This window comes from Streptomyces sp. NPDC006487 (assembly GCF_042870555.1).
Lineage (GTDB): Bacteria > Actinomycetota > Actinomycetes > Streptomycetales > Streptomycetaceae > Streptomyces.
Genome location: NZ_JBIAHN010000014.1, coordinates 15401 through 40878 on the forward strand (window position 1 = coordinate 15401; position 25478 = coordinate 40878).

At 71.7% G+C, this 25478-nt stretch carries 18 protein-coding genes; 2 read left to right on the forward strand and 16 right to left on the reverse strand.

The genetic code is table 11. From position 1 onward, the window contains the following. The first annotated feature begins 158 nt into the window (after nt 1-158). Entirely contained in the window at nt 159-2369 is a 2211-nt protein-coding gene (locus ACFYM0_RS24715; RefSeq protein ID WP_388505422.1) for a heavy metal translocating P-type ATPase, read from the forward strand. A gap of 290 nt (nt 2370-2659) precedes the next feature. On the opposite strand, the gene ACFYM0_RS24720 is transcribed toward ACFYM0_RS24715, so the two are convergent. After that, the gene (locus ACFYM0_RS24720) at nt 2660-3949 is read right to left on the reverse strand and encodes a citrate synthase (RefSeq protein WP_327252830.1); all 1290 of its coding nucleotides are present in this window, start codon (nt 3947-3949) and stop codon (nt 2660-2662) included. Between the two features lie 183 nt (nt 3950-4132). After that, nucleotides 4133-6379, reverse strand: coding sequence for an ATP-dependent RecD-like DNA helicase (locus ACFYM0_RS24725; RefSeq protein WP_388504950.1), 2247 nt, complete (start codon nt 6377-6379; stop codon nt 4133-4135). A 301-nt stretch (nt 6380-6680) separates the two neighbouring features. On the opposite strand from ACFYM0_RS24725, the gene ACFYM0_RS24730 reads away from it, so the two are divergent. Then, complete coding sequence (locus tag ACFYM0_RS24730; RefSeq protein ID WP_388504952.1) at nt 6681-7277, forward strand: DUF937 domain-containing protein; 597 nt, start codon at nt 6681-6683, stop codon at nt 7275-7277. 82 nt (nt 7278-7359) lie between these two features. Here ACFYM0_RS24730 and ACFYM0_RS24735 read toward each other — a convergent pair whose 3' ends face one another. The 14 genes from ACFYM0_RS24735 to ACFYM0_RS24800 form a co-directional block, all read right to left on the reverse strand. After that, nucleotides 7360-7734 carry a nuclear transport factor 2 family protein gene (locus tag ACFYM0_RS24735; protein WP_388504955.1) on the reverse strand — a complete coding sequence of 125 codons (375 nt, stop codon included), beginning with the start codon at nt 7732-7734 and terminating at the stop codon, nt 7360-7362. Next, on the reverse strand, nt 7731-9005 hold the full coding sequence (locus ACFYM0_RS24740) for a PLP-dependent aminotransferase family protein (protein ID WP_388504958.1): 1275 nt from the start codon (nt 9003-9005) through the stop codon (nt 7731-7733). Before ACFYM0_RS24740 ends, ACFYM0_RS24735 begins: the two co-directional genes overlap by 4 nt. Beyond that, nucleotides 9002-10342: an MFS transporter gene (locus tag ACFYM0_RS24745; protein ID WP_388504960.1), complete on the reverse strand. Its 1341-nt coding sequence runs from the start codon at nt 10340-10342 to the stop codon at nt 9002-9004. The genes ACFYM0_RS24740 and ACFYM0_RS24745 overlap by 4 nt, the downstream gene beginning before the upstream one ends. Continuing rightward, a complete protein-coding gene (locus tag ACFYM0_RS24750; protein WP_388504962.1) occupies nt 10339-12960 on the reverse strand; it encodes an acetyl-CoA carboxylase biotin carboxylase subunit family protein in 2622 nt (873 codons plus the stop codon). Before ACFYM0_RS24750 ends, ACFYM0_RS24745 begins: the two co-directional genes overlap by 4 nt. A gap of 91 nt (nt 12961-13051) precedes the next feature. Beyond that, the gene (locus ACFYM0_RS24755) at nt 13052-14320 is read right to left on the reverse strand and encodes an acetyl-CoA carboxylase biotin carboxylase subunit family protein (RefSeq protein ID WP_388504965.1); all 1269 of its coding nucleotides are present in this window, start codon (nt 14318-14320) and stop codon (nt 13052-13054) included. Then, nucleotides 14317-15621, reverse strand: coding sequence for an amidohydrolase (locus ACFYM0_RS24760; protein ID WP_388504968.1), 1305 nt, complete (start codon nt 15619-15621; stop codon nt 14317-14319). The genes ACFYM0_RS24755 and ACFYM0_RS24760 overlap by 4 nt, the downstream gene beginning before the upstream one ends. A gap of 10 nt (nt 15622-15631) precedes the next feature. Then, the gene (locus ACFYM0_RS24765; RefSeq protein WP_388504971.1) at nt 15632-16990 is read right to left on the reverse strand and encodes an MFS transporter; all 1359 of its coding nucleotides are present in this window, start codon (nt 16988-16990) and stop codon (nt 15632-15634) included. After that, the gene (locus tag ACFYM0_RS24770) at nt 16977-17699 is read right to left on the reverse strand and encodes a hypothetical protein (RefSeq protein WP_388504974.1); all 723 of its coding nucleotides are present in this window, start codon (nt 17697-17699) and stop codon (nt 16977-16979) included. Before ACFYM0_RS24770 ends, ACFYM0_RS24765 begins: the two co-directional genes overlap by 14 nt. A 60-nt stretch (nt 17700-17759) precedes the next feature. Then, entirely contained in the window at nt 17760-19094 is a 1335-nt protein-coding gene (locus ACFYM0_RS24775) for a diaminobutyrate--2-oxoglutarate transaminase family protein (RefSeq protein ID WP_388504976.1), read from the reverse strand. Next, on the reverse strand, nt 19091-21574 hold the full coding sequence (gene hypF / locus ACFYM0_RS24780; protein WP_388504979.1) for a carbamoyltransferase HypF: 2484 nt from the start codon (nt 21572-21574) through the stop codon (nt 19091-19093). The genes ACFYM0_RS24775 and hypF overlap by 4 nt, the downstream gene beginning before the upstream one ends. A gap of 23 nt (nt 21575-21597) precedes the next feature. Further along, complete coding sequence (gene hypE / locus ACFYM0_RS24785) at nt 21598-22623, reverse strand: hydrogenase expression/formation protein HypE (protein WP_388504981.1); 1026 nt, start codon at nt 22621-22623, stop codon at nt 21598-21600. 58 nt (nt 22624-22681) lie between these two features. After that, on the reverse strand, nt 22682-23266 hold the full coding sequence (locus ACFYM0_RS24790) for a cysteine hydrolase family protein (protein ID WP_388504984.1): 585 nt from the start codon (nt 23264-23266) through the stop codon (nt 22682-22684). A gap of 346 nt (nt 23267-23612) precedes the next feature. Continuing rightward, nucleotides 23613-24194, reverse strand: a complete 582-nt coding sequence (locus tag ACFYM0_RS24795) for a GNAT family N-acetyltransferase (RefSeq protein ID WP_388504986.1) — start codon at nt 24192-24194, stop codon at nt 23613-23615. 192 nt (nt 24195-24386) lie between these two features. Then, the gene (locus ACFYM0_RS24800; protein ID WP_327252844.1) at nt 24387-25190 is read right to left on the reverse strand and encodes a hypothetical protein; all 804 of its coding nucleotides are present in this window, start codon (nt 25188-25190) and stop codon (nt 24387-24389) included. Between the last annotated feature and the right edge of the window lie 288 nt (nt 25191-25478).

Here is a 25478-nt window from a genome sequence, read left to right on the forward strand (position 1 = left end):
GGGCCGTACCGGCCAGCTCATACTGGTTCCGTACGGCCCGGCCCTCCCCCTGGAGCCGGAACATGAGCAGCAGCACAGTGCACGACGGACCCATAGCGGCGGCGCAGGCATCGGCGGCAGCCTCGGGCACCGCCGAGGTCGAGCTGACCATCGGCGGGATGACCTGCGCCTCCTGCGCGGCCCGCATCGAGAAGAAGCTGAACCGGATGGACGGGGTCACCGCCTCGGTGAACTACGCCACCGAGAAGGCCAAGGTCTCCTACGGCGCCGACGTGCAGGTCGCCGACCTCATCGCGACGGTCGTCAAGACCGGCTACACCGCCGAGGAGCCCCCGCCGCCGGAGCCCGAGACCGAGACCGGGCCCGAGTCGCAGGACACCGGGGCGCAGGAGGCGCGCGACCCCGAACTGGCCGCGCTGCGCCAGCGCCTCCTGGTCTCCGTGGCGCTCTCGCTGCCCGTCGTCCTGCTCGCGATGGTCCCGGCCCTCCAGTTCGACAACTGGCAGTGGCTCTCGCTCACCCTCGCCGCCCCCGTCGTCGTCTGGGGCGCACTCCCCTTCCACAAGGCCGCCTGGACCAACGCACGGCACGGCGCCGCCACCATGGACACCCTGGTGTCGGTGGGCACCGGGGCCGCCTTCGCCTGGTCGCTGTGGGCCCTGTTCTTCGGCCACGCCGGAATGCCCGGCATGCGGCACGGCTTCGACTTCTCGGTCTCCCGCACGGACGGCTCCTCGGCGATCTACCTTGAGGTGGCCGCCGGAGTCGTCAGCTTCATCCTGCTCGGCCGCTACCTGGAGGCCCGCTCGAAGCGGAAGGCCGGCGCGGCCCTCAAGGCCCTGATGCGGCTCGGCGCCAAGGACGTGGCGGTCCTGCGCGGCGGGGCCGAGGTACGCATCCCCGTGAGCGCGCTCGCGGTGGGCGACCGGTTCCTCGTCCGGCCCGGCGAGAAGATCGCCACCGACGGCACGGTCGTCGAGGGCAGCTCCGCCGTGGACGCCGCCATGCTGACCGGCGAATCGGTCCCGGTCGAGGTGACCGTGGGCGACACCGTCACCGGAGCCACCGTCAACACCTCGGGCCGCCTCGTCGTCGAGGCCACCCGTGTCGGCGCGGACACCCAGCTCGCCCGGATGGCCAAGCTGGTCGAGGACGCGCAGAACGGCAAGGCCGAGGTCCAACGCCTCGCCGACCGGATCTCCGGCGTCTTCGTCCCGGTCGTGCTCGTCCTGGCCCTGGGCACCTGGGTCACCTGGCTGCTGATCACCGACAACCCGACGGCGGCCTTCACCGCCGCCGTGGCCGTCCTGATCATCGCCTGCCCGTGCGCCCTGGGCCTGGCCACCCCGACCGCGCTGATGGTCGGCACCGGCCGGGGCGCACAGCTCGGCATCCTGATCAAGGGCCCCGAGGTGCTGGAGTCCACCCGCCGCGTCGACACCGTCGTCCTGGACAAGACCGGCACCGTGACCACCGGCAAGATGACCCTGACCGGCACCCACCCGGCCGAGGGTGTGGACGCGACCGAACTGCTGCGCCTGGCCGGTTCCCTGGAGCACGCCTCCGAGCATCCGATCGCCCGGGCCATCGCGGCGGGCGCCGCGGAACTCCCCGGCGGCCTGTCGGCCCCGGAGGACTTCGAGAACCACGGCGGCCTCGGCGTGCAGGGCGTGGTCGACGGACACGCCGTCCTGGTGGGGCGCGAGAAGCTGCTCGCCGACTGGTCGATCGCGCTGCCCCCCGCCCTCGCCGAGGTCAAGAACGCCGCCGAGGCCGAGGGTTCGACCGCCGTGCTGGTCGCCTGGGACGGGGAGGCCCGCGGGGTGCTGACCGTGGCCGACGCCGTCAAGGAGACCAGCGCCGAGGCCGTGTCCCGGCTGCGGGCCCTGGGTCTGACCCCGGTCCTGCTGACCGGCGACAACAAGGCCGTCGCCCGGACGGTGGCCCGCGCGGTGGGCATCGAGGAGGTCATCGCCGAGGTCCTCCCGCAGGACAAGGTCGACGTCGTACGCCGGCTTCAGGCCGAGGGCCGTACGGTCGCCATGGTCGGCGACGGGGTCAACGACGCGGCCGCGCTGGCCCAGGCCGACCTGGGCCTGGCCATGGGCACCGGCACCGACGCGGCGATCGAGGCGAGCGATCTGACGCTCGTACGGGGCGACTTGCGGGTCGCGGCGGACGCGATCCGGCTCTCGCGCCGGACCCTGGCCACCATCAAGGGCAACCTCTTCTGGGCCTTCGGCTACAACGTCGCGGCGCTGCCGCTGGCCGCCGCCGGACTGCTCAACCCGATGATCGCGGGGGCCGCGATGGCCTTCTCCTCGGTCTTCGTGGTCACCAACAGCCTGCGGCTGCGGTCCTTCCGCTAGTGATCACCCTTCACGTCTCGCGCACAGCACCTTCACACGAGACGCAGATCACAGGGACCCCGGCGTAACCTTCGGGCAGTCGCGTGGGTCTAATGGGGCGATGCCGGAAACGTGTTGGGACGACTACACGTTGCGCCGGCACGCAGACACCCGGTCCGGGTCCCGTGGGGGGAATCCGTTCCGGGGTAAGGAAAGCGCCCCGACCTTCGACCCGTGGGGGGATCGATGGCGGGGCGCTTTTCCTGTTCGGGTGCTGCTGCTCCTACGGGTACTGCGGCTCGACCCTCGGGTCAGCGGGACTCGACCGGAACGAAGTCGCGCAGGACCTCGCCGGTGTAGATCTGGCGCGGGCGGCCGATGCGGGAGCCGGGCTCCTTGATCATCTCGTGCCACTGCGCGATCCAGCCGGGCAGCCGGCCGATCGCGAAGAGCACGGTGAACATCTCGGTCGGGAAGCCCATGGCCCGGTAGATCAGGCCCGTGTAGAAGTCCACGTTCGGGTAGAGGTTGCGCTCGACGAAGTACTCGTCGGCCAGCGCGTGCTCTTCCAGCTTCAGGGCGATGTCGAGGAGCTCGTCGTCCTTGCCGAGCGCCGAGAGGACATCGTGCGCCGCCGCCTTGATGATCTTCGCCCGGGGGTCGAAGCTCTTGTAGACGCGGTGCCCGAAGCCCATCAGGCGGACGCCGTCTTCCTTGTTCTTCACCTTGCGGATGAAGGCGTCGACGTCGCCGCCGTCGTTCTTGATGCCCTCGAGCATCTCCAGAACCGACTGGTTGGCGCCACCGTGCAGCGGACCCCACAGGGCCGAGATGCCGGCGGAGATCGAGGCGAACATGTTCGCCTGCGAGGAGCCGACCAGACGCACGGTGGAGGTCGAGCAGTTCTGCTCGTGGTCCGCGTGCAGGATCAGCAGCTTGTCGAGCGCGGCGACCACGACCGGGTCCAGGTCGTACTCCTGGGCCGGCACGGAGAAGGTCATGCGCAGGAAGTTCTCGACGTAACCGAGGTCGTTGCGCGGGTAGACCACCGGGTGGCCGACCGACTTCTTGTACGCGTAGGCCGCGATCGTCGGGAGCTTGGCCAGCAGCCGGATCGTCGAGAGGTTGCGCTGCTTCTCGTCGAACGGGTTGTGGCTGTCCTGGTAGAACGTCGACAGCGCGCTGACCACGGAGGACAGCATCGCCATCGGGTGCGCGTCGCGCGGGAAGCCGTCGTAGAAGCGCTTGACGTCCTCGTGCAGCAGCGTGTGCTGGGTGATGTCGTTGCGGAACGACGCGAGCTGGTCGACGGTCGGCAGCTCCCCGTTGATCAGCAGGTACGCGACCTCGATGAAGGTCGAGCGCTCCGCCAGCTGCTCGATCGGGTAACCGCGGTAGCGCAGGATGCCCTGCTCACCGTCGAGATAAGTAATGGCGGACTTATAGGCGGCGGTGTTTCCGTAGCCGCTGTCCAGGGTGACCAGCCCGGTCTGAGCCCTGAGCTTCGAGATGTCGAAGCCCTGGTCACCGACGGTGCTCTCGACCACCGGGTAGGTGTATTCACCGTCCGCGTACCGCAGTACTACAGAGTTGTCGCTCACGTCATCCCTCACCGACGTAGTGCCTCTTCTTCGAGGTGCCCTGACTGCCTCTACCTTCCCCCATTTGGCGCAGGTGAGTGCACTCGGGGTCGAGCTTTGGTGTTTTCGACGGCACTCAGTGCCGCCAGCGTGCACATCCTGCCCCCTCCGGAACCGTTGTAGGAACCCCAAATGATCGATCATCTAGGTGATGTTTCCCACCGGTATCCGGCCGGACAGCCTGGGTGCGACGGCCGTGTACCTCCTGCCTGCGGAAACGGTACGCACCGCCTGAGCCAGGGCCTTGCGGGACCCGACCAGGACGACCAGTTTCTTCGCCCGGGTGACGGCCGTATACAGCAGGTTCCGCTGGAGCATCATCCAAGCGCCGGTCGTGACCGGGATCACGACGGCCGGATATTCACTCCCCTGGGAGCGGTGGATGGTGACGGCGTACGCGTGGGCCAGCTCGTCGAGCTCCGCGAACTCATAGGCCACTTCCTCGTCTTCGTCCGTGCGCACCGTCAGCCGCTGTTCCTCCAGGTCAAGGCCGGTGACCACGCCGACCGTGCCGTTGAAGACCCCGTTGGCGCCCTTGTCGTAGTTGTTCCGGACCTGGGTGACCTTGTCGCCGACCCGGAAGACGCGGCCGCCGAACCGCTTCTCGGGCAGGTTCGGCCGGGCCGGGGTGATGGCCTGCTGGAGCAGCGCGTTGAGGTTTCCGGCGCCGGCCGGGCCGCGGTGCATGGGGGCCAGGACCTGGATGTCCCGCCTCGGGTCGAGGCCGAATCTGGCTGGAATACGACGGGCGGCGACGTCGACGGCGAGCTTTCCGGCCTCCTCGGTGTCCTCCTCGGGGAAGAGGAAGAAGTCGGGCAGCCCGTCGGTGATCGGCGGCAGGCCGGTGTTGATCCGGTGGGCGTTGGTGACCACACCGGACTGCTGGGCCTGGCGGAAGATGGTGGTCAGCCGGACGGCCGGGACCGGCCCGCCCTCGGCGAGCAGATCGCGCAGCACCTCGCCCGCCCCGACCGAGGGCAACTGGTCCACATCCCCGACCAGCAGCAGGTGGGCACCCGGTGCCACCGCCTTGACCAGCTTGTTCGCCAGCAGCAGGTCGAGCATCGAGGCCTCGTCCACGACGACCAGGTCCGCGTCGAGCGGCCGCTCCCGGTCGTACGCCGCGTCCCCGCCCGGCTTGAGCTCCAGGAGCCGGTGCACGGTGGAGGCCTCGGCCCCGGTGAGTTCGGCCAGCCGCTTCGCCGCCCGGCCGGTGGGGGCGGCGAGGACGACCTTGGCCTTCTTGGCCCGGGCCAGCTCCACGATCGAGCGGACGGTGAAGGACTTCCCGCAGCCCGGGCCGCCGGTGAGGACCGCGACCCGGCGGGTGAGGGCGAGCCGGACCGCGTCCCGCTGCGCGGGGGCCAGCGTGGCTCCGGTCCGGCCGGCGAGCCAGCCCAGGGCCTTGTCCCAGTCCACGTCCCGGAAGGCGGGCAGCCGGTCCTCGTCCGCGTTCAGGAGGCGGCGGACCTGACCGGCCAGGGACAGCTCGGCGCGGTGGAACGGCACCAGGTACACGGCGGTGAGGGGGTCCGGGCCGCCCTGCGGGTCCGGCACGGATTCCCGTACGACCCCTTCCGGATCGGCGGCGAGCTCGGCCAGGCAGTCGATGACCAGCCCGGTGTCCACCTGGAGCAGCTTGACCCCGTCGGCGATGAGCCGGTCCTCGGGCAGGAAGCAGTGCCCCTGGTCGGCGGACTGGGACAGGGCGTACTGGAGCCCCGCCTTGACCCGCTCCGGGCTGTCGTGCGGGATCCCGACGGCCTGCGCGATGCGGTCGGCGGTCAGGAAGCCGATGCCCCAGACGTCGGCGGCGAGCCGGTACGGCTGGTTGCGGACCACGGAGATGGAGGCGTCGGCGTACTTCTTGTAGATGCGCACCGCGATGGAGGTGGAGACGCCGACCCCCTGGAGGAAGACCATGACCTCCTTGATGGCCTTCTGCTCCTCCCAGGCCGCGCCGATCAGCTTGGTGCGCTTGGGGCCGAGGCCGGGCACTTCGATCAGCCGCTTCGGCTGCTCCTCGATGACGTCGAGGGTGTCGAGGCCGAAGTGCTCCACGATCCGGTCGGCGATCTTCGGGCCGATGCCCTTGATCAGGCCGGAGCCGAGATAGCGCCGGATGCCCTGGATGGTCGCGGGCAGCAGCGTCGTGTAGTTCTCCACGGTGAACTGCCGGCCGTACTGGGGGTGCGAGCCCCAACGGCCCTCCATGCGCAGCGACTCGCCGGGCTGGGCACCCAGGAGGGAGCCGACGACCGTGAGCAGGTCCCCGGCGCCACGGCCGGTGTCCACCCGGGCGATCGTGTATCCGCTCTCCTCGTTGGCGTAGGTGATGCGCTCCAGCACCCCCTCGACCACCGCCGGCGCCACGGCCGCGTTCGTCGTCATGGCCCGAAGCTACAGCCCGGGTGCGACAGGCCCGCGCCGACTGTGGAAAAAGTGCGGCCACCCCGGAAGCGCCAACCAAAAGGGGGTCCTGCCTTCCGGCCGGACCCCCTCACGGTTACCCCTCCCTCATCGGACTTCCCGATCCCCCCGGATCCCCCCCGGAAGTCCCGACGCAACATACGACCCGCGACCCCTGCCCGTGGTTGCACGCGGATTCGGAACTTTACCTTTCCATTACTCAGGGGGGTTCCGGGCGCCATCCGAGGTGCCGCCGAATCGCCGCAGAAGTAGCGTTTCAGACATGAGCGAACCTACCTTCCAGGACGACGTGCTGACCGAACTCGGCGACGACCGGCTGACCGAGATCGCCGGCCTCCTCGGCACCGACACCAACGGCGCCCGTGACACCGTCGCGGCCACGGTCGGGGCGATGACCGGCGACCTCCAGCAGAAGGCCGACGCCGATGACGACGACGGCAACGAGGTCCGCCAGGCCTTCGCCGAGGTCACCCAGGCCCCGCTGGAGGGCGTGGCCACCCTCGGCGGCGGCCTGGGCGGCATGCTCAGCGGCGGGATGATGGCCGGGGTGCTCGCCAAGGTGAGCAAGCCCGTGGCCAATGCCGTCTCGAAGAAGACCGGCATCCCCGCCCCCACCGTCGCCCGGGTCATCGAGCTGCTGATCCCGGTCCTGTTGGCGGTCTTCGCCAAGCGCGCGGCCGCCGGGAAGGCCGGCGGCGGAGCCCCGGCCGCGGCCGGCGGCGAGTCCCCGATCCCCTCCCCGGGAGCGGTGCCGGGTGCGGCGGGCGCCGCCCCCGCGGGTCCGGCCGGCGCGGCTCCGGCGGCCGGCGGCGGCCTGGGCGACCTGCTCGGCCAGATCCTCGGCGGCGGCAAGAAGTAGCGCACCTCACCCGTTCGGACGAATCAGCCCCCGGCGGTCCGGACCCGGCGGTCCGGACCCGGCCGCGGTCAGATCGCCGGTATCAGATCGCCGGGCGGTAGAAGAAGGTCTTGCGGCGCTCGATCCTTCCGTCGCGCACGAGATAGGTGTCGGCGAAGGCCTCGTCCAAGGTCTTGCCGTCCTTGTCGGCGCCCCGGAAGCGTCCCCAGCAGGCGGCCGCGGCCAGTCCCCCGGTCACCTGGCTCACCTCGTGTGCTCCCGAGGTGATGATCCGTTCGTGCTCGTAGAACCGGCGGATCCGGTCGAGACCCTCCAGCGCCGGGTAGCCCGGCCGTTCGTACACGGCGTCCGGCGCGAAGACCTCGCCGAGCCGTTCCCACGAGCGGCTGTCGATCACCTGGAACAGCCGGGCCACCAGGGATTCGGCGGTCACCGGTGCGGGCGACGTCGTTGTCACTGCCTTGCTCCTCGGGGGTGTGGACGAAAGTCGGAAGACGGTCCGTCGGCGAGGGCCTTTTCCCAGGCCGCGGCCAGCCGCGATACCCCTTCGCGGCGCTGCGCGCCGTCCAGGGAGGCGAAGGACAGCCGCAGGACCCGCGAGCCGTCCTCCTCCATGCAGAAGGGCGTGCCGGGCACGATGGCCACTCCCTGCGCCAGCGCGTGCCCGTACAGCGCGTCCGAGCCGACCCGGGGGTCGGTCAGCCGGCACCAGAAGAAGAGCCCGCCGCGCGGCCGCTCGAAGTCCAGCCAGGGCAGCCGCTCGCGCAGCAGCGTCTCCATGGCGCGGGCCCGGCCGCCGTACAGCGTGCGCAGGCCCGCCAGATGGGCCGGCAGGAACTCCGGGTCCCCCAGCAGATCGGCGAGGAGGTACTGGCCGAAGGTGTTGGTCTGGAGGTCCCCGCACTGCTTGGCGGCGACCAGTTCCCCGATCAGCCCGGCCGGGGCGACCAGACCGGCCACCCTCAGGCCCGGGCAGACCGTCTTGGAGAGGCTCATGAGCCGGACCACCCGCCCGCTGTGGACGTCGGTGGACGGCAGCCGGCTGCCCTCATAGGCCAGGTCCCCGTACGGATCGTCCTCGACGACGAGGAAACCGAACCGTTCGGCCAGCGCGGCCAGGTGACGGCGGCGTTCCTCGGAGAGCACGGCTCCGGTGGGGTTGTGGAAGTGCGGTACGACGTAGACCAGTTTGGGCCGGGCCCCGGCGAGGAGGCGCTGCTCCAGTGCGTCGGTGCGCATCCCCTCCGCGTCGCCGGGCACCGGCAGCAGCCGGGCGCCGGCCCGCCGGAAGACCTGTACGGCGCCCAGGTAGCTCGGGTCGTCCAGGGCCACCTCGTCGCCCTCGTCGACGATGGTCCGGGCGACGAGGTCCAGGCCCTGCTGGCTGCCCGCGGTGACCATCACCCGGTCGGGGCCGACGGGGGCGCCGGTCGCGCTCGCCCTGGCGGCGATCACCTCGCGCATCGGGCCGATGCCGTCCGTGGGGGCGTACTGGAGGGCCCGTACGGCCGGCCCTCCCGGCCCCGCGAACAGCCGGTCGGTGGCCTCGGCGAGCCGGGCGACCGGGAAGCTGTCGGGGGCCGGGATCCCGCCCGCCATCGAGAGGACCCCGGGGGCGGAAGCCGCCGCGAGGATCCGGCTCACGGCGTCGGAGCGGCCCCAGCCGGTCCGGCGTGCGAGCAGGCCCTCGATGCCGCGGGGGGCGGCGGGTTGCTGTGCTGCGCTCACCTTGCGTCCGCCTTCCGCGGCTCGGCGACGATCTGGGGCGGGAAGTCCTTCAGTCGCCACACCGGCGATTTCAGGACGACCAGGACCGCGGTAAGGAAGAGCGCGGCCGTGACGAAGAGCGTTTCCCGCAGCCCGATGAGGTCGCCGAGCCAGCCGCCGAGCAGGGCGCCGAGCGGCAGCGTGCCCCAGGAGACGAAGCGGTACCCGGCGTTCATCCGGCCCAGGAGGTGGTCCGGGGTCATGGACTGGCGCAGGCTGATGATGTGGATGTTGGCGATGGTGCCGCCCGCGCCGATCAGGGCGAACGCGGCGACGAACAGGACCAGTGAGAGCGCCCCGCCGTTCGCCGGTGCCGCCGGGATGGCCACCGGGGCCAGGCAGCACAGCAGCAGGGCCGTCAGGATGGCCGGGCCGAGTCCGGTCCTGCGCTTGAGCCACTGGGCGGCCATCGAGCCGGCCAGCGAGCCCACCGCCCCGGTGCCCAGCAGCAGGCCGATGCCGCCGGGCGAGATGCCGAGCGTGCGGGCCGCGTAGAGCACGAAGACCGTCTGGAGGGACATCCAGCACAGGTTGTACAGCCCGGACTGGAGGGCGCAGGCCCGCAGGTGGGCGCTGTCCCGGATGATCCGGATGCCCTCGGCGATGCTGGTCCGGATCCCGGTCCGCTCCTGCTGGGGCACCGGCTCCGGCTCCACGCGCCGTACGGCGAGCAGCGTCAGCACGGAGACGAGGTACGAGATCCCGTTGATCAGCAGCGCGTAGGGGGCGGTGACCCAGCCGATGAGCAGCCCGGCCAGTCCGGGACCGCCGATCTGGGCCAGCGAACTGGTGCCCTGGAGCTTACTGTTGCCCTCCACCAGGTGTTCCTTGCCGACCAGGGTCGGCAGGTAGGACTGGTAGGAGACGTCGAAGACCACCGTCAGGGTGCCCACGAGCAGCGCGGCGACGTAGACGTACTCGATGCGGAGCAGGTCGAGCACGGCCAGCAGCGGCACCGCGCTGACCAGCAGCGCACGCCCCACGTTGGCCATGATCATCAGGGGCCTGCGGCGCACCCGGTCGACCCAGACGCCCACCAGGAGGGTGACCATCAGGAACGGGGCGTAGGAGGCCGCGTTGACCAAGCCCACCTGGGAGGAGCTGGCGTCGAGCGTCAGCACCGCGGTGAGCGGCAGCGCCAGGGTCGTGACCTGGGCCCCGACCTGTGAGATCGCCTCCCCGGACCAGAACGTGAGGAACTCCGGGTCCCGCCAGAGCGTGGCAGGTGCGGCGGCGGCCGGTGGTGCGGCCGCCGTCGCCTCCACCGGCTCGGCGGCCCCGTTCCCGGTGTCGGTCACTTCGCTTCCACTCCCTCGGCGGCCGGGTCCACGTGGAACGCGCAGCCGATCTGGGCCCCGCGCAGCATGCTCACGATGCCCACGGCCGGGTCGGTGACTCCGCGGGCCAGCGTGCCGGCGTAGCGTCCGTCGACCATCAGCGTCCCGTAGGCGACGGCCATGTCCTCGCAGGTCTCGCCGTCCTCGGAGAGGAACCGCTCGGTGGTGGGCAGCAGGCGGTGCTGGAGGACGTACGGGCCGTCGACGGCCTGCCGGAGCTTGGCCACCCACTCCTTCTGGTCGGTGGTCCAGCCGGGTGTGACGCCGACGCCGCCGTAGAGCAGGGTGGGCTTGAGGACCAGGTGGTCCTTGTTGGCGATGGCGTAGGGCAGCAGGTCGATCTTCTCGCCGCCGAAGGTGACCTTCTCGTCGCGGACGAAGCGGGTCCAGGGCAGGATCCGGTCGATCAGCTCGCGCTCGGCCCCGGTGAAGACGGAGCGGTTGCGCTCGTCGCTGAGCATCGCGAGGCTCCCCTTGTTGCCGTACAGCTCGCAGTCGAGCGGGGCGAACAGCTCGACCGTGCCGGCCTCGACGGCGTCGAGCAGCGGGTTGACGAGGTCGTAGGTGCGGGGCTCGTCGGGCATTTCACCGGGCAGGAACATCCGGTAGACCACGTCGACCTTGCGGCCCTCGTGGAGGACGTTGCCGTTCTCGTAGGCGAAGTCGCCCAGGTGGCAGACGACGGTCTCGAAGCCGAGCCGCTCGAAGGCCGGTACGACGAACTCCATCCAGCACTTGGACTTCTCGAAGCCCTCGGGCCAGTCGGTGATCGCGAGCAGGGGCCGCTCGACGCCTTCGAGGGAGGGGGCCTGGCGGCGCAGCACCTCGGTGATGCGGGCGAGCGGGTCGGGGTGGACCAGGCCCTCGGTGGCCGCGAACTCGGCGAACTCGGCATCCTGGATCAGGGCGCGGGCGAACTCGCCCATCTGCCAGCCGCCCAGCGAGGAGCCGGTGTTGAGCTCCATGACGCGGAAGCCGCCGGTCTCGCGGTACAGGTCGGCGCGGGAGAGCGGGGCGAGCTCGTCGACGGAGCCGCGCAGGACCAGGTCGGCCTGGGTGGGGGACATGCCGACGGCGGTCGCGAAGGCGCGCAGGTCGCCGCCGAAGAGCCGGGCGGGCACGGCCTTGAGCAGTTCGAAGAGGCCGTTCAGGTCGTTCTCCAGGCCCGCCACGTCGGCCTCGCTGAGGAAGACGGGGCGGTTGAGCCCCTCGCCGCCGCCGGCTCCGTAGCGGAACCACTCCACGCCGCGGACTCCGGACACGGTCTGGCGGCGGGCGGTGCGCTCGTGGTCGAAGAAGCGGCGGGTCACGGCGTTCTCGACGCGGGCGCCGAGCCGGTGTGCGGCCACTCCGGAGACCTCCGTACGGGAGAGGGCCTCGGCGCGGTCCAGGGCGCGGCGGGTGCCGGCCGGGGTCGCGCTGACCGCGATGAGCGCGGCGGAGCGGGGGGTCAGGCCGCGGGGCGGGAGCAGCAGCTCGTCGCCGGGCTCGACCAGGGCGACGGCCTCGGCGAGGTCCTCGACGTCCTCGGGGGCGGGCAGGACGACGCGGTCGACGGCGCCGTCGTAGGCCGGGTAGAGGAAGCGGACCTCGGCGCTGAGGGCGCGGGTGGGGGTGATGTCGGGGGTCTCTTCGAAAGCGATCCTGGCGGCGGCCAGCGGCAGGTCCACGCCGGTGGCGAGCTTGTTCAGGTGCGGGATGAGGTCCCCGCCGAGGCGGCCGTTGAGCTCGATCAGGCGGGGGCCGTCGGCGGCGACGCGCAGTTCGGTGTGGGTGACGCCGTAGTCGACTCCGGCCGCGCGGTGGGAGTCCTGGACCAGCCGGGTGACGGCCTGCGCCCAGGGCTCGTGGCGCCAGTCGGTGACGAGGTGGCCGACCTCTTCGAAGTACGGGTGGGCGCCGAGGCGCTTGCGGGCCACGCACACCGGGGTGGCGACGCCGTCCACGACGACGCTGTCCACGCTCAGTTCGGGGCCTTCGACGAACTCCTCGATCAGGACGGAGGCGGTGGTGCCGGCGCCGCGCAGCCGGCTGGTGGAGGCCAGCCGGAAGGCCCGGCGCAGGCCGTCGACGTCGCGGGCCATCATCACGCCGAAGCTGCCGCCGAGGGTGCGCGGCTTGACGACGACGGGGAAGCCGATGGACTCGGCGGCGGCGACGGCCTCTTCCTCGGTGGTGGCCGGGACGTAGCGGACGGCGGCCATGCCGGCCGCTTCCAGGGCCTGCCGGGTGGCGTACTTGTCGCGGCAGATCCTGGCGGCCGCCGGGTCCATGGCCCGCATGCCGAGCTTGGCGGCGACCGAGGACACGGCGACCAGCGACCACTCGTCCCAGGTGACGATCGCCGCGTCGGCGACCTCCCCGCGCAGGTCGGCGACCGGGGCGTACAGCTTGGCGGCGTCCGTGGTGTCGGCGATCCGGTGGATGTCCACGTAGCGGGCCTGCCACGTCGGCGCCTCCGGCGCGACGAGCGTCACCTCGTAGTTCCGGGCGAGGGAGGCCAGGGCGTACTCCCGGTACTGCTGTATGCGGCTGCCTACGAGGATGACGCGCTGGCGTTCGGAGGTCGTGAAAGCCACGGTGGATTCCTTTCCGGTACGGGGCGTGGAGCGTGTTCGCCCCGGAGAACGGGGGGTGCGAGAGGTGGTGCGAGAGGTGTGGTGGGGCGGGTCATCCCCCGTCGGCGGGCGGGGCGCCGACCGGTAGGCAGGTCAGGCGGAAGGAGTCGGCGGACTCGGTGATGGCGGCCTCGACCTCCCGGGTGGAGGCGCCGCGGAAGCGGAAGCGGGTGCCGACGTGCTCGTAGCCGCTGATCGCCGGGGCCGTGGAGCCGACCGGGGTGTGCTTGACGGCGTACGGGAGCCGGCCGGGCGCCGGTTCCCGTACCCAGCCGGCCGCTTCGACCCGGCAGGGGGCGGGCACCGGAAGCGGGAGCAGCAGGTAGCCGCCGACCTCGCCGGTCTTGAGCGGCGGCAGGACCGGGGTCAGGCCGAGCTGGATGTCCACGGCGGCCGCCATCAGGTCGACGCCGTGGACGTCGCGCCAGGTGAAGGGGATCTCCCCGCCGCCCACCCGGGCCCCGCACTCCAGGAACACCAGCGCGGGCCCGCCGTGAGGATCCGGGGTGACGAAGGCCTCCAGGTGGAAGACCCAGGGCCGGGAGCCGCCGAGGGCGGGGCCGACCGCGGCGGCGAAGGCCTCGACGGCCTCCAGCAGTGCGGGGTCGTCCTCCTCGACGGAGCCGAGCCAGGTGCCCTGGGTGAAGTCGGCGCAGGTGCCGCCCACGTAGCGCGAGACGGTCCAGCTGCCGAGCGAATCGCCTTCCCACAGGCCGTCGATGTGCAGGATCGGCCCGTCCACGTAGCTCTGGACGAGGTGCGGTTCGGCGGCGAGCGCCGCGGCCTGCCCGGTCAGCTCCTCCAGTTCGGCGGCGGAGTCGATCCGGATCACGCCCCGGCTGGCGGTGCCGCGGTGTGGTTTGACGACCAGCGGCCAGCCGTGGGTTTCGCCGAAGGCGAGCACGGCGGCCGGATCGGGAGCGGGGGCGAAGGCGGGCACCGGCAGGCCTGCGGCCTCGGCGGTGCGGCACATGGTCAGCTTGTCGCGGAACACGGCCAGTTCGGCGGTGTGCTGGCCGGGGATCGCGAACTCCTCGCGGAGCAGCGCGGCCGTGTCCAGGTCCCCCTCGTTGAGGGCGATCAGCCGCGCCGGGGCGCCGAAGCGGGCGACGAGCCCGGTGACGGCGGCCCGGACGGCGGGCAGGTCGTCGGTCAGCGCGACCGTGGCCACCGCGGCGGCGGCCTCCGGTAACGAGGCGCGGCCGAGCTCGGTGCTCACGTAGGTGACGTGGGCGGTGGTGTGGTCGAGGTAGTCGGCGTAGTGCGCGTGGGTGTCCCGCCAGCGGTGCAGGACGACGATGTGCGGCCGGTCGGCGCTCATGCCGCCTCGCCCCCCTCACCCGAGTCGGTGTCGGCGACGGCGATGACGGTGGGGTTCGCGGCGAGCCAGGGCAGGGCGGCCGTGGCCATCGTCCGGACGCCGACCGACAGTGCGGGTCCGGCGACGGGCGCGAAGGTGGAGGAGTGGTTCTGCGGGAGCTCCTCCAGCTTGCCGGCGGCGAAGGCCTCGCCGAAGGCCTGCGGGTCGAGGCCGCCGTAGAACCAGTACACCGAGGGGACTTGGGCCGCGGTGGCGAGGAGACCGAAGTCCTCGCTGGCGGTGGTCGGGCCCATCGTCATGACGGCGCCGGCCCCGAAGTGCTCGCGGTGGGCGTCGGCCACCCGCTCGGCGCTCGCGGTGTCGTTGACGGTCATCGGCAGGTGGTAGACGGAGGTGATCTCCGGGTCGGCGGTCGCGCCCGCGGCGGCCGATTCGGCGCGGGCGAGGCGCTCGATGGCCGCGAGGACCTTCTCGCGGACCGGCGCGGAGCTGGTGCGCACGTTGATCCCGAGCTCGGCCGTGTCGGGTATGACCGCGGCGGTGGTGCCCGCGTGCAGTTTTCCGACGGTGACCACCACCGGCTCCTGGGCGGCGATCTCGCGGGAGACCACGGTCTGGAGCCGCAGCACGAGCGAGGCCGCCATCACCACGGGGTCGACGGCCGCCTCGGGCTTGGAGCCGTGGCCGCCGCGCCCGAAGAGCTTGACGGTGAGGGAGTCGGTGGCGCCCATGACGGTGCCCGGCAGGGTCGCGATGAGGCCGACGGGACCGGGTCCCACGTGCGAGCCGAGGATCACGTCGGGGCGCGGGAAGCGCTCGAAGAGGCCGTCCTCGACCATCTCGCGGGCTCCGTAGCCGCTCTCCTCCCCCGGCTGGAAGACGGCGACGACGGTGCCGCCCCAGGCCCCGCGGTTGCGGGCGAACAGGGCGCAGGACCCGATCAGGGCTGCCACGTGCAGGTCGTGGCCGCAGGCGTGCATCACGGGGACCTCGGCGCCCGCTTCGTCGGTGGCGGTCTCGGTGCTCGCGTAGGGCAGCCCGGTGGCCTCCTTGACGGGCAGCGCGTCCATGTCGGCGCGCAGCATGACCACCGGTCCGGGGCCGTTGCCCAGGACCGCGACCACGCCGGTGCGGCCGACGCCGGTGGTGATCTCCCAGCCGCCCTGGGCGGCCAGCCGCTCGGCGACGAGGGCCGCCGTCCGCTTCTCCTGGAAGGCGAGTTCGGGGTGGGCGTGCAGGGCGCGGTAGTCGGCCTCGAGGGCCGGCATCAGCGAGTCGAGACCTTCGAGCAGTGCAGTCATGACGTCCTTCTCAGGCATGAGGGGTTACGGGCACGGGGTGCTCGCGGCCGGGGTGTTCGTGTACGGCCCACGAGGCGGCCAGCGCCGCCGCGGCGGTCAGTGCGGGCCACCACGGCAGCCAGGAGTTGTGGCCTGCCGACCTCAGGAGCTCCGCGAGCACCGGGAACGTGCCGCCGAAGAGGCTGATCGCGGCCGCGGTGGGCAGGCCGACGGCGACGGCGCGCACCGCGGGCGGGAACAGCTGCCCCGCGAAGACGTTGCTCACCGCGAGCGGGAGGCCCAGCAGGAAGAGCAGGACCACGGTGACCGGCTGGACGGGGATCCGTCCGGAGGTCATGGCCGCCAGCAGCGGCACCGTGCCCACGGCGAGCCCGGCGAAGCCCAGGCGCAGCACGGGCAGGGCGCCGAACCGGTCGGCGGCCTTGCCTCCGCCGAGCATGGCCGCGAGGAGCGCCACCATGCCGAGGAGCAGTGCGGCGGAGGTCTCCTCCTTGCCGGCGGCCCCGGCGCTCTCGGCGTACGAGGGGAAGTCGACGGTGACGAAGTAGAAGGTGGTGGTGACCCCCGAGGTGAGGGCGAACACCAGGGCGAGGCGCCCGAGATGGGCCCGCAGCACCGGCCAGGGGCTCGGCGCCCGGGTCTTCGGCTCCTTCGCCGCCGTGAAGACGCCGCTCTCCGCCGCCCCGCGCCGGATCCACAGGGCGGTCAGCCCGAGCAGTCCGCCGAAGACGAAGCCGTAGCGCCAGGCGCCGTCCTCGACGCCGCTCTCCCCGAACACGCCGAGCAGGACGTTCATGACGATGAAGGAGAGCGCGCTGCCCAGCACCACGCCCCCGTAGGAGACGGCGCTGTAGAAGTAGCGGTGCCCGGCCGGCGCGGTCTCGGTGACGTACGCGGCCACGCTCGGGTTCTCCGCCCCGACCGACAGCCCCTGCACCAGCCGGGCCCCGACCACCAGGAGCGGGGCCGCCAGGCCGATGGAGGCGTAGCCCGGTATGACGGCCAGGCACAGGGAGCCGGCGGCGATCAGGCCGACGGTGAGGGTCAGTCCGTAGCGCCTGCCGCGGGTGTCGGTGAGCCGGCCGATGAGCACGCTGCCCAGCGGGCGGACCAGGAAGCCGAGGGCGAAGCCCAGGTAGGCGGCGATGAGTTTCGCGGTGGGCGAGGTGCCGGGGAACAGCGCCTCGGCGAAGTAGGGGGCGAGGATGCCGTAGACGGTCCAGTCGTAGGCCTCGACGACCGAGCCGGCGGTGGCGGCGGCCAGTTCCCTGCGGGGGCGCCGGGCCGGCGCGGGGGCGGTGGTGGCCGCCTCCGCGCCGGCCGCCGGGAGGCCGCCCCCCGCGTGACGGCCGGTCTCAGTGGTGGTCATCTGTTACTCCGTAGACCCTGATCAATGCGGTGTCCTGGCCGGGGAAGGGCACGGCGTGCAGCCGGACCCCGGTCGCCGGGAGGGCTTCCAGACCGGTCAGGCCCGTGAGGGCGGGCAGGCCGGCGGCGGCGAGCGCCGTCGCCGCCGGACCGTTGCCCTCGCGGCTGTCCGTGGCCACGAGGAGCGCGCCCTGCTCGGCGAGCAGTGCCACGGCGTCCTCGGTGAGGTACGGGCCGGCCGCGCGGCCGGTCTGCACGACGACCGCGTGCCCCGCGAGGTCGAAGGGCGCCAGCGCGAGCCGGTCGGCGACCGGCGCTCCGGCTCCGAGGAGCCGGACCAGGACCACGGGAAGGTCCACCAGGCGGGCCAGGCCCGGTGCGGCGCCGCCCGGGCCCGTCGGCCAGGCGGCCCGGGTGGCGGGGCCGGTCAGGTCCGTCGTGGTGCGGCCCGAACCGGCGGAGCCGGTGTTCCGGGAGCCCTTGTGGGGCTCCCGGAGCAGCTCCCGGCGGGTGATCTTCACGCTGCCGACCATCAGCAGTCCGAGGTGGCGGACGATCAGTTCGCCCAGTTCCCCGTCGGTGATGTCGTCGCCGGGGATGTCCAGGCGGAACCCCTGCATCTGCAGGGCGCCTCCGTTGCTGAAGACGACCTCCGCGTCGAAGTCGACCCGCCGCTCACCGCTGTTGTTCGTTCCCGTGGCCATTGCCATGTTCGCTGTCCCTACTCTTCGTGGATCCGTGCTCTGCCGTGCCGGACCGGCTTCTCCGGCTCAGGCGCAGTCGATCAGAGCTTTCTCCAGCGCCGCCGCCATCTCGTGGATCTCCTCGTCGGTGATCACCAGTGGCGGGAGCAGCCGGAGGACGGCGCCGTGCCGGCCGCCGCTCTCCAGCAGCAGCCCGTGGTCCAGGCAGGCGCGCTTGATGCGCTTGGCCCGGGCCCCGTCGGCGGGCAGCGCACCGAGCCGGTCGGCCGGGCGCGCGGGGTCGACGATCTCGATGCCCCACATCAGGCCCCGGCCGCGGATCTGCCCGATCTCGGGGTGGCCGGCGGCCAGCCGCCCGAGCAGGGTGGCGATCGACTCGCCCTTGGCGGCGGCCTTTTCGATCAGCCCCTCGGACTCCGTGACCCGCATGGCGGCGAGTCCCGCGACCAGGGCGATCTGGTTGCCGCGGAAGGTGCCCGCGTGTGCTCCGGGCGTCCACTTGTCGTACTTGCCGTGGTAGAGCAGCAGGGACAGCGGGAAGCCGCCGCCGGCCGCCTTGGACACGAGCACGGCGTCCGGTTCGATCCCGGACTCCTCGAAGGCCCACATGGTGCCGGTGCGTCCGAAGCCGGCCTGGATCTCGTCCAGGACCAGCGGGATGTCCAGCCGGGCGGTGATCTCCCGCAGGCCGCGCAGCCAGGAGGCCGGTGCCGGGATCACCCCGCCCTCGCCCTGGACGGCTTCGACGAAGATCGCGGCCGGTGTGGTGATGCCGCTCTCCGGGTCGGTGAGCAGCCGCTCGATGTAGGTCAGGCCGGCCTGGATGCCCGCCTCGCCGCCGATTCCGAAGGGGCACCGGTAGTCGTAGGGAAAGGGCAGGTGGTGGACGTCCGGCATCAGGGAGGGCACCGGCTCCTTGGCGCCCAGGTTGCCGGTGAGGGCGAGGGCGCCCGCCGTCATGCCGTGGTAGGCCCCGTGGAAGGAGATCACCGTCCGGCGGCCGGTGGCGATCTTGAACAGCTTGATGGCGGCTTCGGTGGCGTCGGCGCCCGCCGGTCCGCAGAACTGCGTCTTGAAGGTGTCCGCCATGGTGCCGGGCAGCCGCGCGTACAGCGCCCGGAGGTACTCGTACTTGGCCGGGGTGGTCAGGTCCAGTGCCTGCTGGACCTGACCGGAGGTGAGGTACTCCCCCACCGCGGCCAGTACGCCGGGGTGGTTGTGCCCCAGGGCGAGGGTGCCCGCCGCGGCGAGGCAGTCCAGGTACTCGCGGCCGTGCCCGTCGCGGATCCGCGCGCCGCGGCCTTCGGTGAGGAGCTTGCCGAAGGCGTTGGCGTAGGTCCGGGCGCCCGATTCGCGCGCCTCGACGAAGGTGTACATCTCGTCCGGCGTGAGGGTGGTCACGTCGTCACTCCTCTTCGGTTCCTCAGGCGTGAGCGGGCGTCCGCGACCATGACCTGGCCGAGGGCGATCCCTCCGTCATTGGTCGGGACGAGCCGGTGGACATGGGTGTCGAAACCGTCGGCGGTCAGCCCGGTCAGACAGTTGAGCAGCAGGAACTCGTTGAGGAACACGCCTCCCGAGAGGGCGACCTGGTTGACCCCGGTCTCCTCCCGCAGGGCCTCGCAGCGCTCGCGCACCATCGCGACGACGGCCGTGTGGAACCGGCGGCTGATCCGGTCCACGGGCAGTCCGCCGGCGATGTCGGCCGCCATCGCCCGGATCACGGGCCGCGGGTCCACCTCGGTCAGTCCGTCGGACGCGTAGGCCCCGAAGCGGTACGAGGCATGCGGCTCCGGGGCGGCGTCGCGGTCGAGCAGCCCCTCCAGCTCGATCGGGCCCTGGGCCTCGTACTCGGCCCTGGCGCAGACCCCGGCGAGGGCGGCGGCCCCGTCGAAGAGCCGCCCCATGCTGGAGGTGGACGGGGAGTTGATCCCCCGGGAGGCCATCGTGGCGAAGACCTGCCGGCGCTGCCCGTCGAGGGCGGCGAGGGCCGGGAAGCCCGCCAGGGCCCGGTCCGCGTCCCCGTCGTAGGCGTCCAGGGCGAGTGCGTACCCGGTGCGGATGGGTTCGCGTACGGCCTGGTCCCCGCCGATCAGCGGCAGGCCGCGCATCCGGCCGACCCGGCGGTAGGCGGCGTAGTCCCCGAGGAGGAACTCCCCGCCCCAGACCGTGCCGTCCTCGCCGTAGCCGAAACCGTCGAAGATCACGCCGAGGGTGGTGCCGCTCACGTGGTTCTCCGCCATGCAGGAGGCCATGTGGGCGTGGTGGTGCTGGACTTCCACGGTGGGGAGCGCCGGGCCCGCGCCGTCGTCGTCCAGGGCGGCGCGGGTGGAGCGGAACTGCGGGTGCATGTCGTGCGCCGTGACCTCCGGCTTGAGCGCGTAGAGCTGCGCCAGGTGCCGGGCGGTACGGTGGTGCGCGGCGAAGGTCTCGTCGTTCTTGAGGTCGCCGATGTGCTGGCTGAGGAAGACCTGGGAGCCGTTGGTGAGGGCCACGGTCGTCTTCAGTTCGGCGCCGAGGGCGACCACGGGGACCACCTCGCGGCCGACGTCCACCGGGTAGGGGGCGTAGCCGCGGGCCCGGCGGATGAACTGGAGGAGCGGCTGCTCGAGTTCGGGGTGGTCGGAGAGGCGGACCACCGAGTCGTCGACCCGGATCTCGATGTCGCGGTCGTGGTAGAGGATCACGTCCGCGATCTCGAAGAGCTGCTCCAGGGCCTCCTCGTTGCGGTAGGCGATGGGGTAGCCGGAGATGTTGCCGCTGGTGGCGACGAGCGCTTCGAGGCCGGGCTCGTCCAGCAGCAGGTGGTGGTGGGGTGCCGAGGGCAGCATGATCCCCAGGTTGGGGTTGCGCGGGGCCACGGACTCCGGGAGGGAGCCCGCGCGCTTGCGGGCCAGCAGGATGGGACGGGCCGGCGAGCGGAGGACGGCGATCTCCGCTTCGGAGAGGTCCACCAGGCCCTGCGCCGTGGCGAGATCGCGGACCATCACCGCGAACGGCTTGGAGTCGCGCCGCTTGCGGCGGCGCAGCAGCGCCACGGCTTCCGCGTTGGTCGCGTCCACCACGAGGTGGAAGCCGCCCACGCTCTTCATGGCCGCGATCCCGCCGTCCGCGAGCACCCGGGCGGCGTGCAGGAGCGCCTCGTCCCCTTCGGCCGTGTTCCCCACGCGGTCCCGGAGCAGCAGCCGGGGGCCGCAGTCCGGGCACGCGTTGGGCTGCGCGTGGTAGCGCCGGTCCATCGGGTCCTCGTACTCGGCCTTGCAGACCGCGCACATGGTGAAGGTGGCCATGGTGGTCATCGGGCGGTCGTACGGCAGGTCCCGGATGATCGAGTACCGGGGCCCGCAGTTGGTGCAGTTGATGAAGGGGTAGCGGTGCCGGCGGTCCTTCGGATCGCGAAGTTCCGCCTGGCAGTCGCCACAGACGTGGGTGTCCGCCGGGAGCAGCGCGGACCGGGCTCCGGTGTGCTCGCTGTGCACGATGGTGAACGGGCCCGCGGGCACGGCGGCGCGGTCCGGTCCCCGGGTCGTCCGGACCTCGTCCACCCGGGCGAGCTCGGGGGCGCGGCCGCTGAGGCCCGCCGCGAACTCCTCCAGGGCGGTGACCGGTCCGGACGCCTCCACCAGCACGCCCTCGGGGTCGTTGCGAACCCAGCCGGAGAGGCCGAGTTCACGGGCCAGTTTGTAGACGAACGGCCGGTAGCCGACGCCCTGGACCACGCCGGTGACGCGGATGCGCCACTCCTCGACGGCGCCCGAGGCGCTGCCGGCGCTGCCGGTCCTGTCGGTCCCGTGGGGCGTGTCGGACCTGTGGGCCGTGTCGGACCTGTGGGCCGTGTCGACCCCGTCGGAACGCTCCGTGACGGTCTGCTCGGTGCTCATGGCGGTTTCCTCGGTCCCTTGTCTCAGCAGAGCCTGGGGAGTTCGGCGCCGAGGAGTTCCTCGAGCCGGGTCTCGCGGCCGTCCTTGTCGCGCAGCAGCACCAGGGCCTCGGTGTCCTCGGAGATCTCGCCGATGGTGACCGCGTGCTTGCCGTAGGGCAGCGAGCGCAGGGCGGCCAGTACGTCGGCCTCCGCCTCCGGTGCCACGAAGACCGCGAGGCAGCCCTCGTTGGCGCAGTGCAGCGGGTTGATGCCGAGCATGTCGGCGGCCATCGCGGTCTCGTGCTGGATGGGCAGGTCGTCCTGGGCGACGCGGATGGTGCGGCCGAGCTTGTGGGCGTACTCGTGGAGCACGGCGGTCAGGCCGCCGCGGGTGACGTCGCGCATCGAGCGGACGGCGCCGGCCGCCACGGTCGACAGGACCGTGTCGACGAGGCCGTTCAGCGGCGCGCAGTCGCTGTCCACGCGCTGCTCGAAGCCGAGGCCCTCGCGGATGGAGAGCAGGTGCACCGTGTGGTTGCCGATGGGGCCGCTGAGGATCACCTTGTCGCCGGGGCGCACGTCGGTCATGGTGAGCGGCTCGCGCTCGAAGACCCCGACGCCCGCGGTGTTCAGGTAGATCTGGTCGGCCTCGCCCTTGCGGACCACCTTGGTGTCCCCGCCGACGATCTGTACGCCGGCCTCGCGGGCGGTGTCGCGGATCGACTCCAGGACCTGGACCAGCTTGGGGATGGCGAGCCCGGTCTCCAGGATCATCCCGAGGGTGAGGTACTTGGGCCGGGCGCCGGCCACGGCCAGGTCGTTGACGGTGCCGCAGACCGCGATCTTCCCGATGTCCCCGTTGCCGAAGAACGGCGGGTCGATCACGAAGGAGTCGGTGGTCATCGCGATGCGGTCGCCCTCGATCTTCAGGACCGCGCTGTCCTCCATGATGCCGACGTACACGTCGCCGAGGGTCGCCGCGATCAGCTGGACCAGGTCCTGGCTCAGCTTCGCGCCGGTGCCGTGGTCGAGGACGATGAATTCGGTGGGATCCACGCTCGTGGTCATGCCGGTTCGTTCCTTTCGTGAGTGGGGCCGGAACGGGGAGTTGCGGGCGGGGGCGTGGTCACGGGGTCTTGATGTTCTTGCGGGGCAGCCCGCCCTCGGCGTCGAGGACCCGGATCACCTCGGTGGAGTCGGTCACGGTGGCGCAGTAGCCCTCCAGCCAGTCCAGGGCGCGCTGCTTGTCGTCCGGGCGGGCCGAGACGACGCAGTCGGAGGGGACCCAGATGTTGTAGCCGCGGAAGAAGGCGTCGGCGGCGGTGGTCTGGACGCATATCTGCGTCTGCATGCCGGTGATCAGCACGGTGTCCACGCCGAGGGCCTGGAGGCGCTCGTGCAGGTCGGTCTCGTAGAAGCCGGAGTCCTTGCTCTTCTCCATGACGACGTCCTCGGGGGCCAGGAAGGCCTCGATGACGTCGGCGCCGTGGGTGCCGCGCTGAACCGGGAGGTGACCGTCGTAGCGCTCGGCGTTCGGGTCGTCCGGGTCGTTGACGAGCTGGAGGTGGAAGACGTGGTGGCCGCGGCTGCGCATCTCGTCGAGGAAGCCCGTGAAGTGGGGGGTCGCGGCCTCGACGGCGGCGACGCGCTCCGGGTTCTTCTCGACCAGCTCGTACTGGAGGTCGTTGGTCAGGACGGCGATCTTGGACATGGCTGTGCCCTTCGGTGGAGTGGTGTGGTCCCGGAGCCCGGCCGGCGCACGGCGGCGTACGCCCCGGCGGGCGGTGGGTGAGGCGGGAGGAGCACGCACCGGCCGGCGGCCGCGAAGGGCCGTGGCACACGGGCGGATCGGCCCGCGGCGGTGCAGGGCGTGCTCGTTCGGCGTGCTCGGTACGGCGTGCTCGGTACGGCGTGCTCGGTACGGCGTGCTCGGTAGGGGGGCCTGCGCGGCCGATCGGGCGGCGCGGCGGTCAGAAGGGGCGCGGATGCGGGTGCGCGGGGAGTGCCTCAGGCCTGACGCGCGTACCAGGTGCGCGTACGGCCTGCCGGTGGGGACGTCAGCTCGCGACCGCGACGCGGTCGGACTCGAGCTCGTGCAGCCAGGTGCCGGTGGCCTCGAAGTGGGCCGTGACGTCGGAGAGCCGGGCGTGCATGTAGAAGCCGGTGACGGGGCGGCCGTCGGCGCGGGCGTAGTCGGGCAGCCGGCCGTACTCGCGGAAGCCCAGGCGCTGCCAGAGCACGGAGGGGCCGTCGTCGCGGACTTCGAGCGTGATGACGTCGCAGCCCATCTCGCCGACCTTGCGCAGGGCCTCGGCCCAGCCTTCGAGCAGGAACTGCCCGCGGTGGTCGGGGGCCACGACGCAGCGGCGCATCTCGACGATGTGGCGCCGGGCGGGCAGCGGGGCCCGGGCGAGCGTCACCATGCCGACGATGCGGCCTTCGTCGTTGCGGACGTGGAGGAGGTCGACGGCGCCCTTGCGCAGGTCGGCCTCGAAGGCCCGCATCAGGGGCAGGCCCTTCTCCAGGCCCACCGGTTCGTAGAAGCCGAGGGTCATCTCCTTGACCGCGACGGCGTCCATCAGCTCGATCATTTCGCGCATGTCCTGTTCGGACAGTTCGCGAGGCCACGAATAGTGCATCGTCTTCCTTGGTGAGTAGACGGGTGGAGCAGCCGGACCCCGGACATCGCGGCACCGCCCCGTGGGGGCCGTGCGGCACATCTGGAACGCAATGCCCGGGATCGCCGGACTGCGGGAGTGTCGGCCCTTCGGCCCTCGGCACCTCGGCACCTCGGCCTTTCAGAGCGTCGCCGGCAGGTGTGGGCCCGTCGGTCAGACCGAAGCGGTGGCCTTCGTCTGCAGGTTGGTCTGTACGGCGGCGGCCGGTGCGGCCTGGGTCAGCAGCGAGGCGTCGGCGCCGGCGCCGAGCACGGTGGCCGCGTAGACCTCGACGAAGTAGGACACGAACAGCGAGTTGATCTTGATGAGGTGCTCGACGAAGCGCTCCTCGCCGGCCTCGTCCTCGATGATCCGCATGATGAGGTTCCAGACCATGTCGACGTGGTCGTCGTCCTCGTCGAGGGCCAGGTGGGCGCGGGCACCCTTGGTCTTGTCGGCGCCGACGTGCTGCTCCATGATGTCCAGCCAGTCGGGCTGCGTCTTGCCCGCGATGTACTCCAGGTAGAACCCGCTGATCATCGCGGCCAGAGGCCCCTCGGTGGCCATCGTGTAGTAGAAGTAGCCGTTGAGCAGCTCGGTGGCGAAGGTCGGACGGATCGCGTAGATCTCCTCGTCCGTCATGCCGACCTTGTGCAGGTCGCCGGCGAACATGCGGTCGTGACGGCCCTCTTCCGCGCCGTACAGGCCCCACTCCTTGCAGAGCTGCGGGTCCCGGGTGGCCCAGTAGTTGGCGATGAGCGGGTCGACGGCGCGCTTGAGGCCGATCCGGATCATCGTCTCGACGTTGTGCCGCTTGTACAGCTCGAGGTCGAACTTGTCCTTGTCGAGCATCCCGTCGGCGCCCGCGCTGCGCTCGTAGAAGTCCCGCTCGAACTTCAGCAGGAGCTCGTCGACGCGCTTGCGGAACTCAGGGCGCTGCAGGTTGGAGTACGTGTTGTACGACTTACTTCGAGGCATCTCATCCCCAGCCGAGATCGTTGGTTACCTGACCCGGACCCCTGGAGCCGGCGATGTTCGCCGCACCACTGGTCGACGGGGCCAGGAAGACGGTCACCGAGAAAGTTGCCGCAATGGCGATGAGGAAACTCGCTATACGTGGCATGCTTGCCTGCCCCTCAAGATGTCTTGCGGTCCGGATCAGCTTCGGCCTCATCCTGTCGTTTCCACGACATCCGGAGCCATCCCTTTCTGGGATCATGTTGCCGCTGGCGAAAACATGACAGGGGGATGAATTGAACACAATCA

What these genes read in the sequence shown, in the direction of transcription:
- ACFYM0_RS24760 (WP_388504968.1), bottom strand. Translation starts at nt 15,621, where the DNA reads ATGACTGCACTGCTCGAAGGTCTCGACTCGCTGATGCCGGCCCTCGAG.
- hypF (WP_388504979.1), bottom strand. Translation starts at nt 21,574, where the DNA reads ATGAGCACCGAGCAGACCGTCACGGAGCGTTCCGACGGGGTCGACACG.
- ACFYM0_RS24725 (WP_388504950.1), bottom strand. Translation starts at nt 6,379, where the DNA reads ATGACGACGAACGCGGCCGTGGCGCCGGCGGTGGTCGAGGGGGTGCTG.
- ACFYM0_RS24755 (WP_388504965.1), bottom strand. Translation starts at nt 14,320, where the DNA reads ATGAGCGCCGACCGGCCGCACATCGTCGTCCTGCACCGCTGGCGGGAC.
- ACFYM0_RS24800 (WP_327252844.1), bottom strand. Translation starts at nt 25,190, where the DNA reads ATGCCTCGAAGTAAGTCGTACAACACGTACTCCAACCTGCAGCGCCCT.
- ACFYM0_RS24715 (WP_388505422.1), top strand. Translation starts at nt 159, where the DNA reads ATGACCTGCGCCTCCTGCGCGGCCCGCATCGAGAAGAAGCTGAACCGG.
- ACFYM0_RS24770 (WP_388504974.1), bottom strand. Translation starts at nt 17,699, where the DNA reads ATGGCAATGGCCACGGGAACGAACAACAGCGGTGAGCGGCGGGTCGAC.
- ACFYM0_RS24730 (WP_388504952.1), top strand. Translation starts at nt 6,681, where the DNA reads ATGAGCGAACCTACCTTCCAGGACGACGTGCTGACCGAACTCGGCGAC.
- ACFYM0_RS24790 (WP_388504984.1), bottom strand. Translation starts at nt 23,266, where the DNA reads ATGTCCAAGATCGCCGTCCTGACCAACGACCTCCAGTACGAGCTGGTC.
- ACFYM0_RS24765 (WP_388504971.1), bottom strand. Translation starts at nt 16,990, where the DNA reads ATGACCACCACTGAGACCGGCCGTCACGCGGGGGGCGGCCTCCCGGCG.
- ACFYM0_RS24795 (WP_388504986.1), bottom strand. Translation starts at nt 24,194, where the DNA reads ATGCACTATTCGTGGCCTCGCGAACTGTCCGAACAGGACATGCGCGAA.
- hypE (WP_388504981.1), bottom strand. Translation starts at nt 22,623, where the DNA reads ATGACCACGAGCGTGGATCCCACCGAATTCATCGTCCTCGACCACGGC.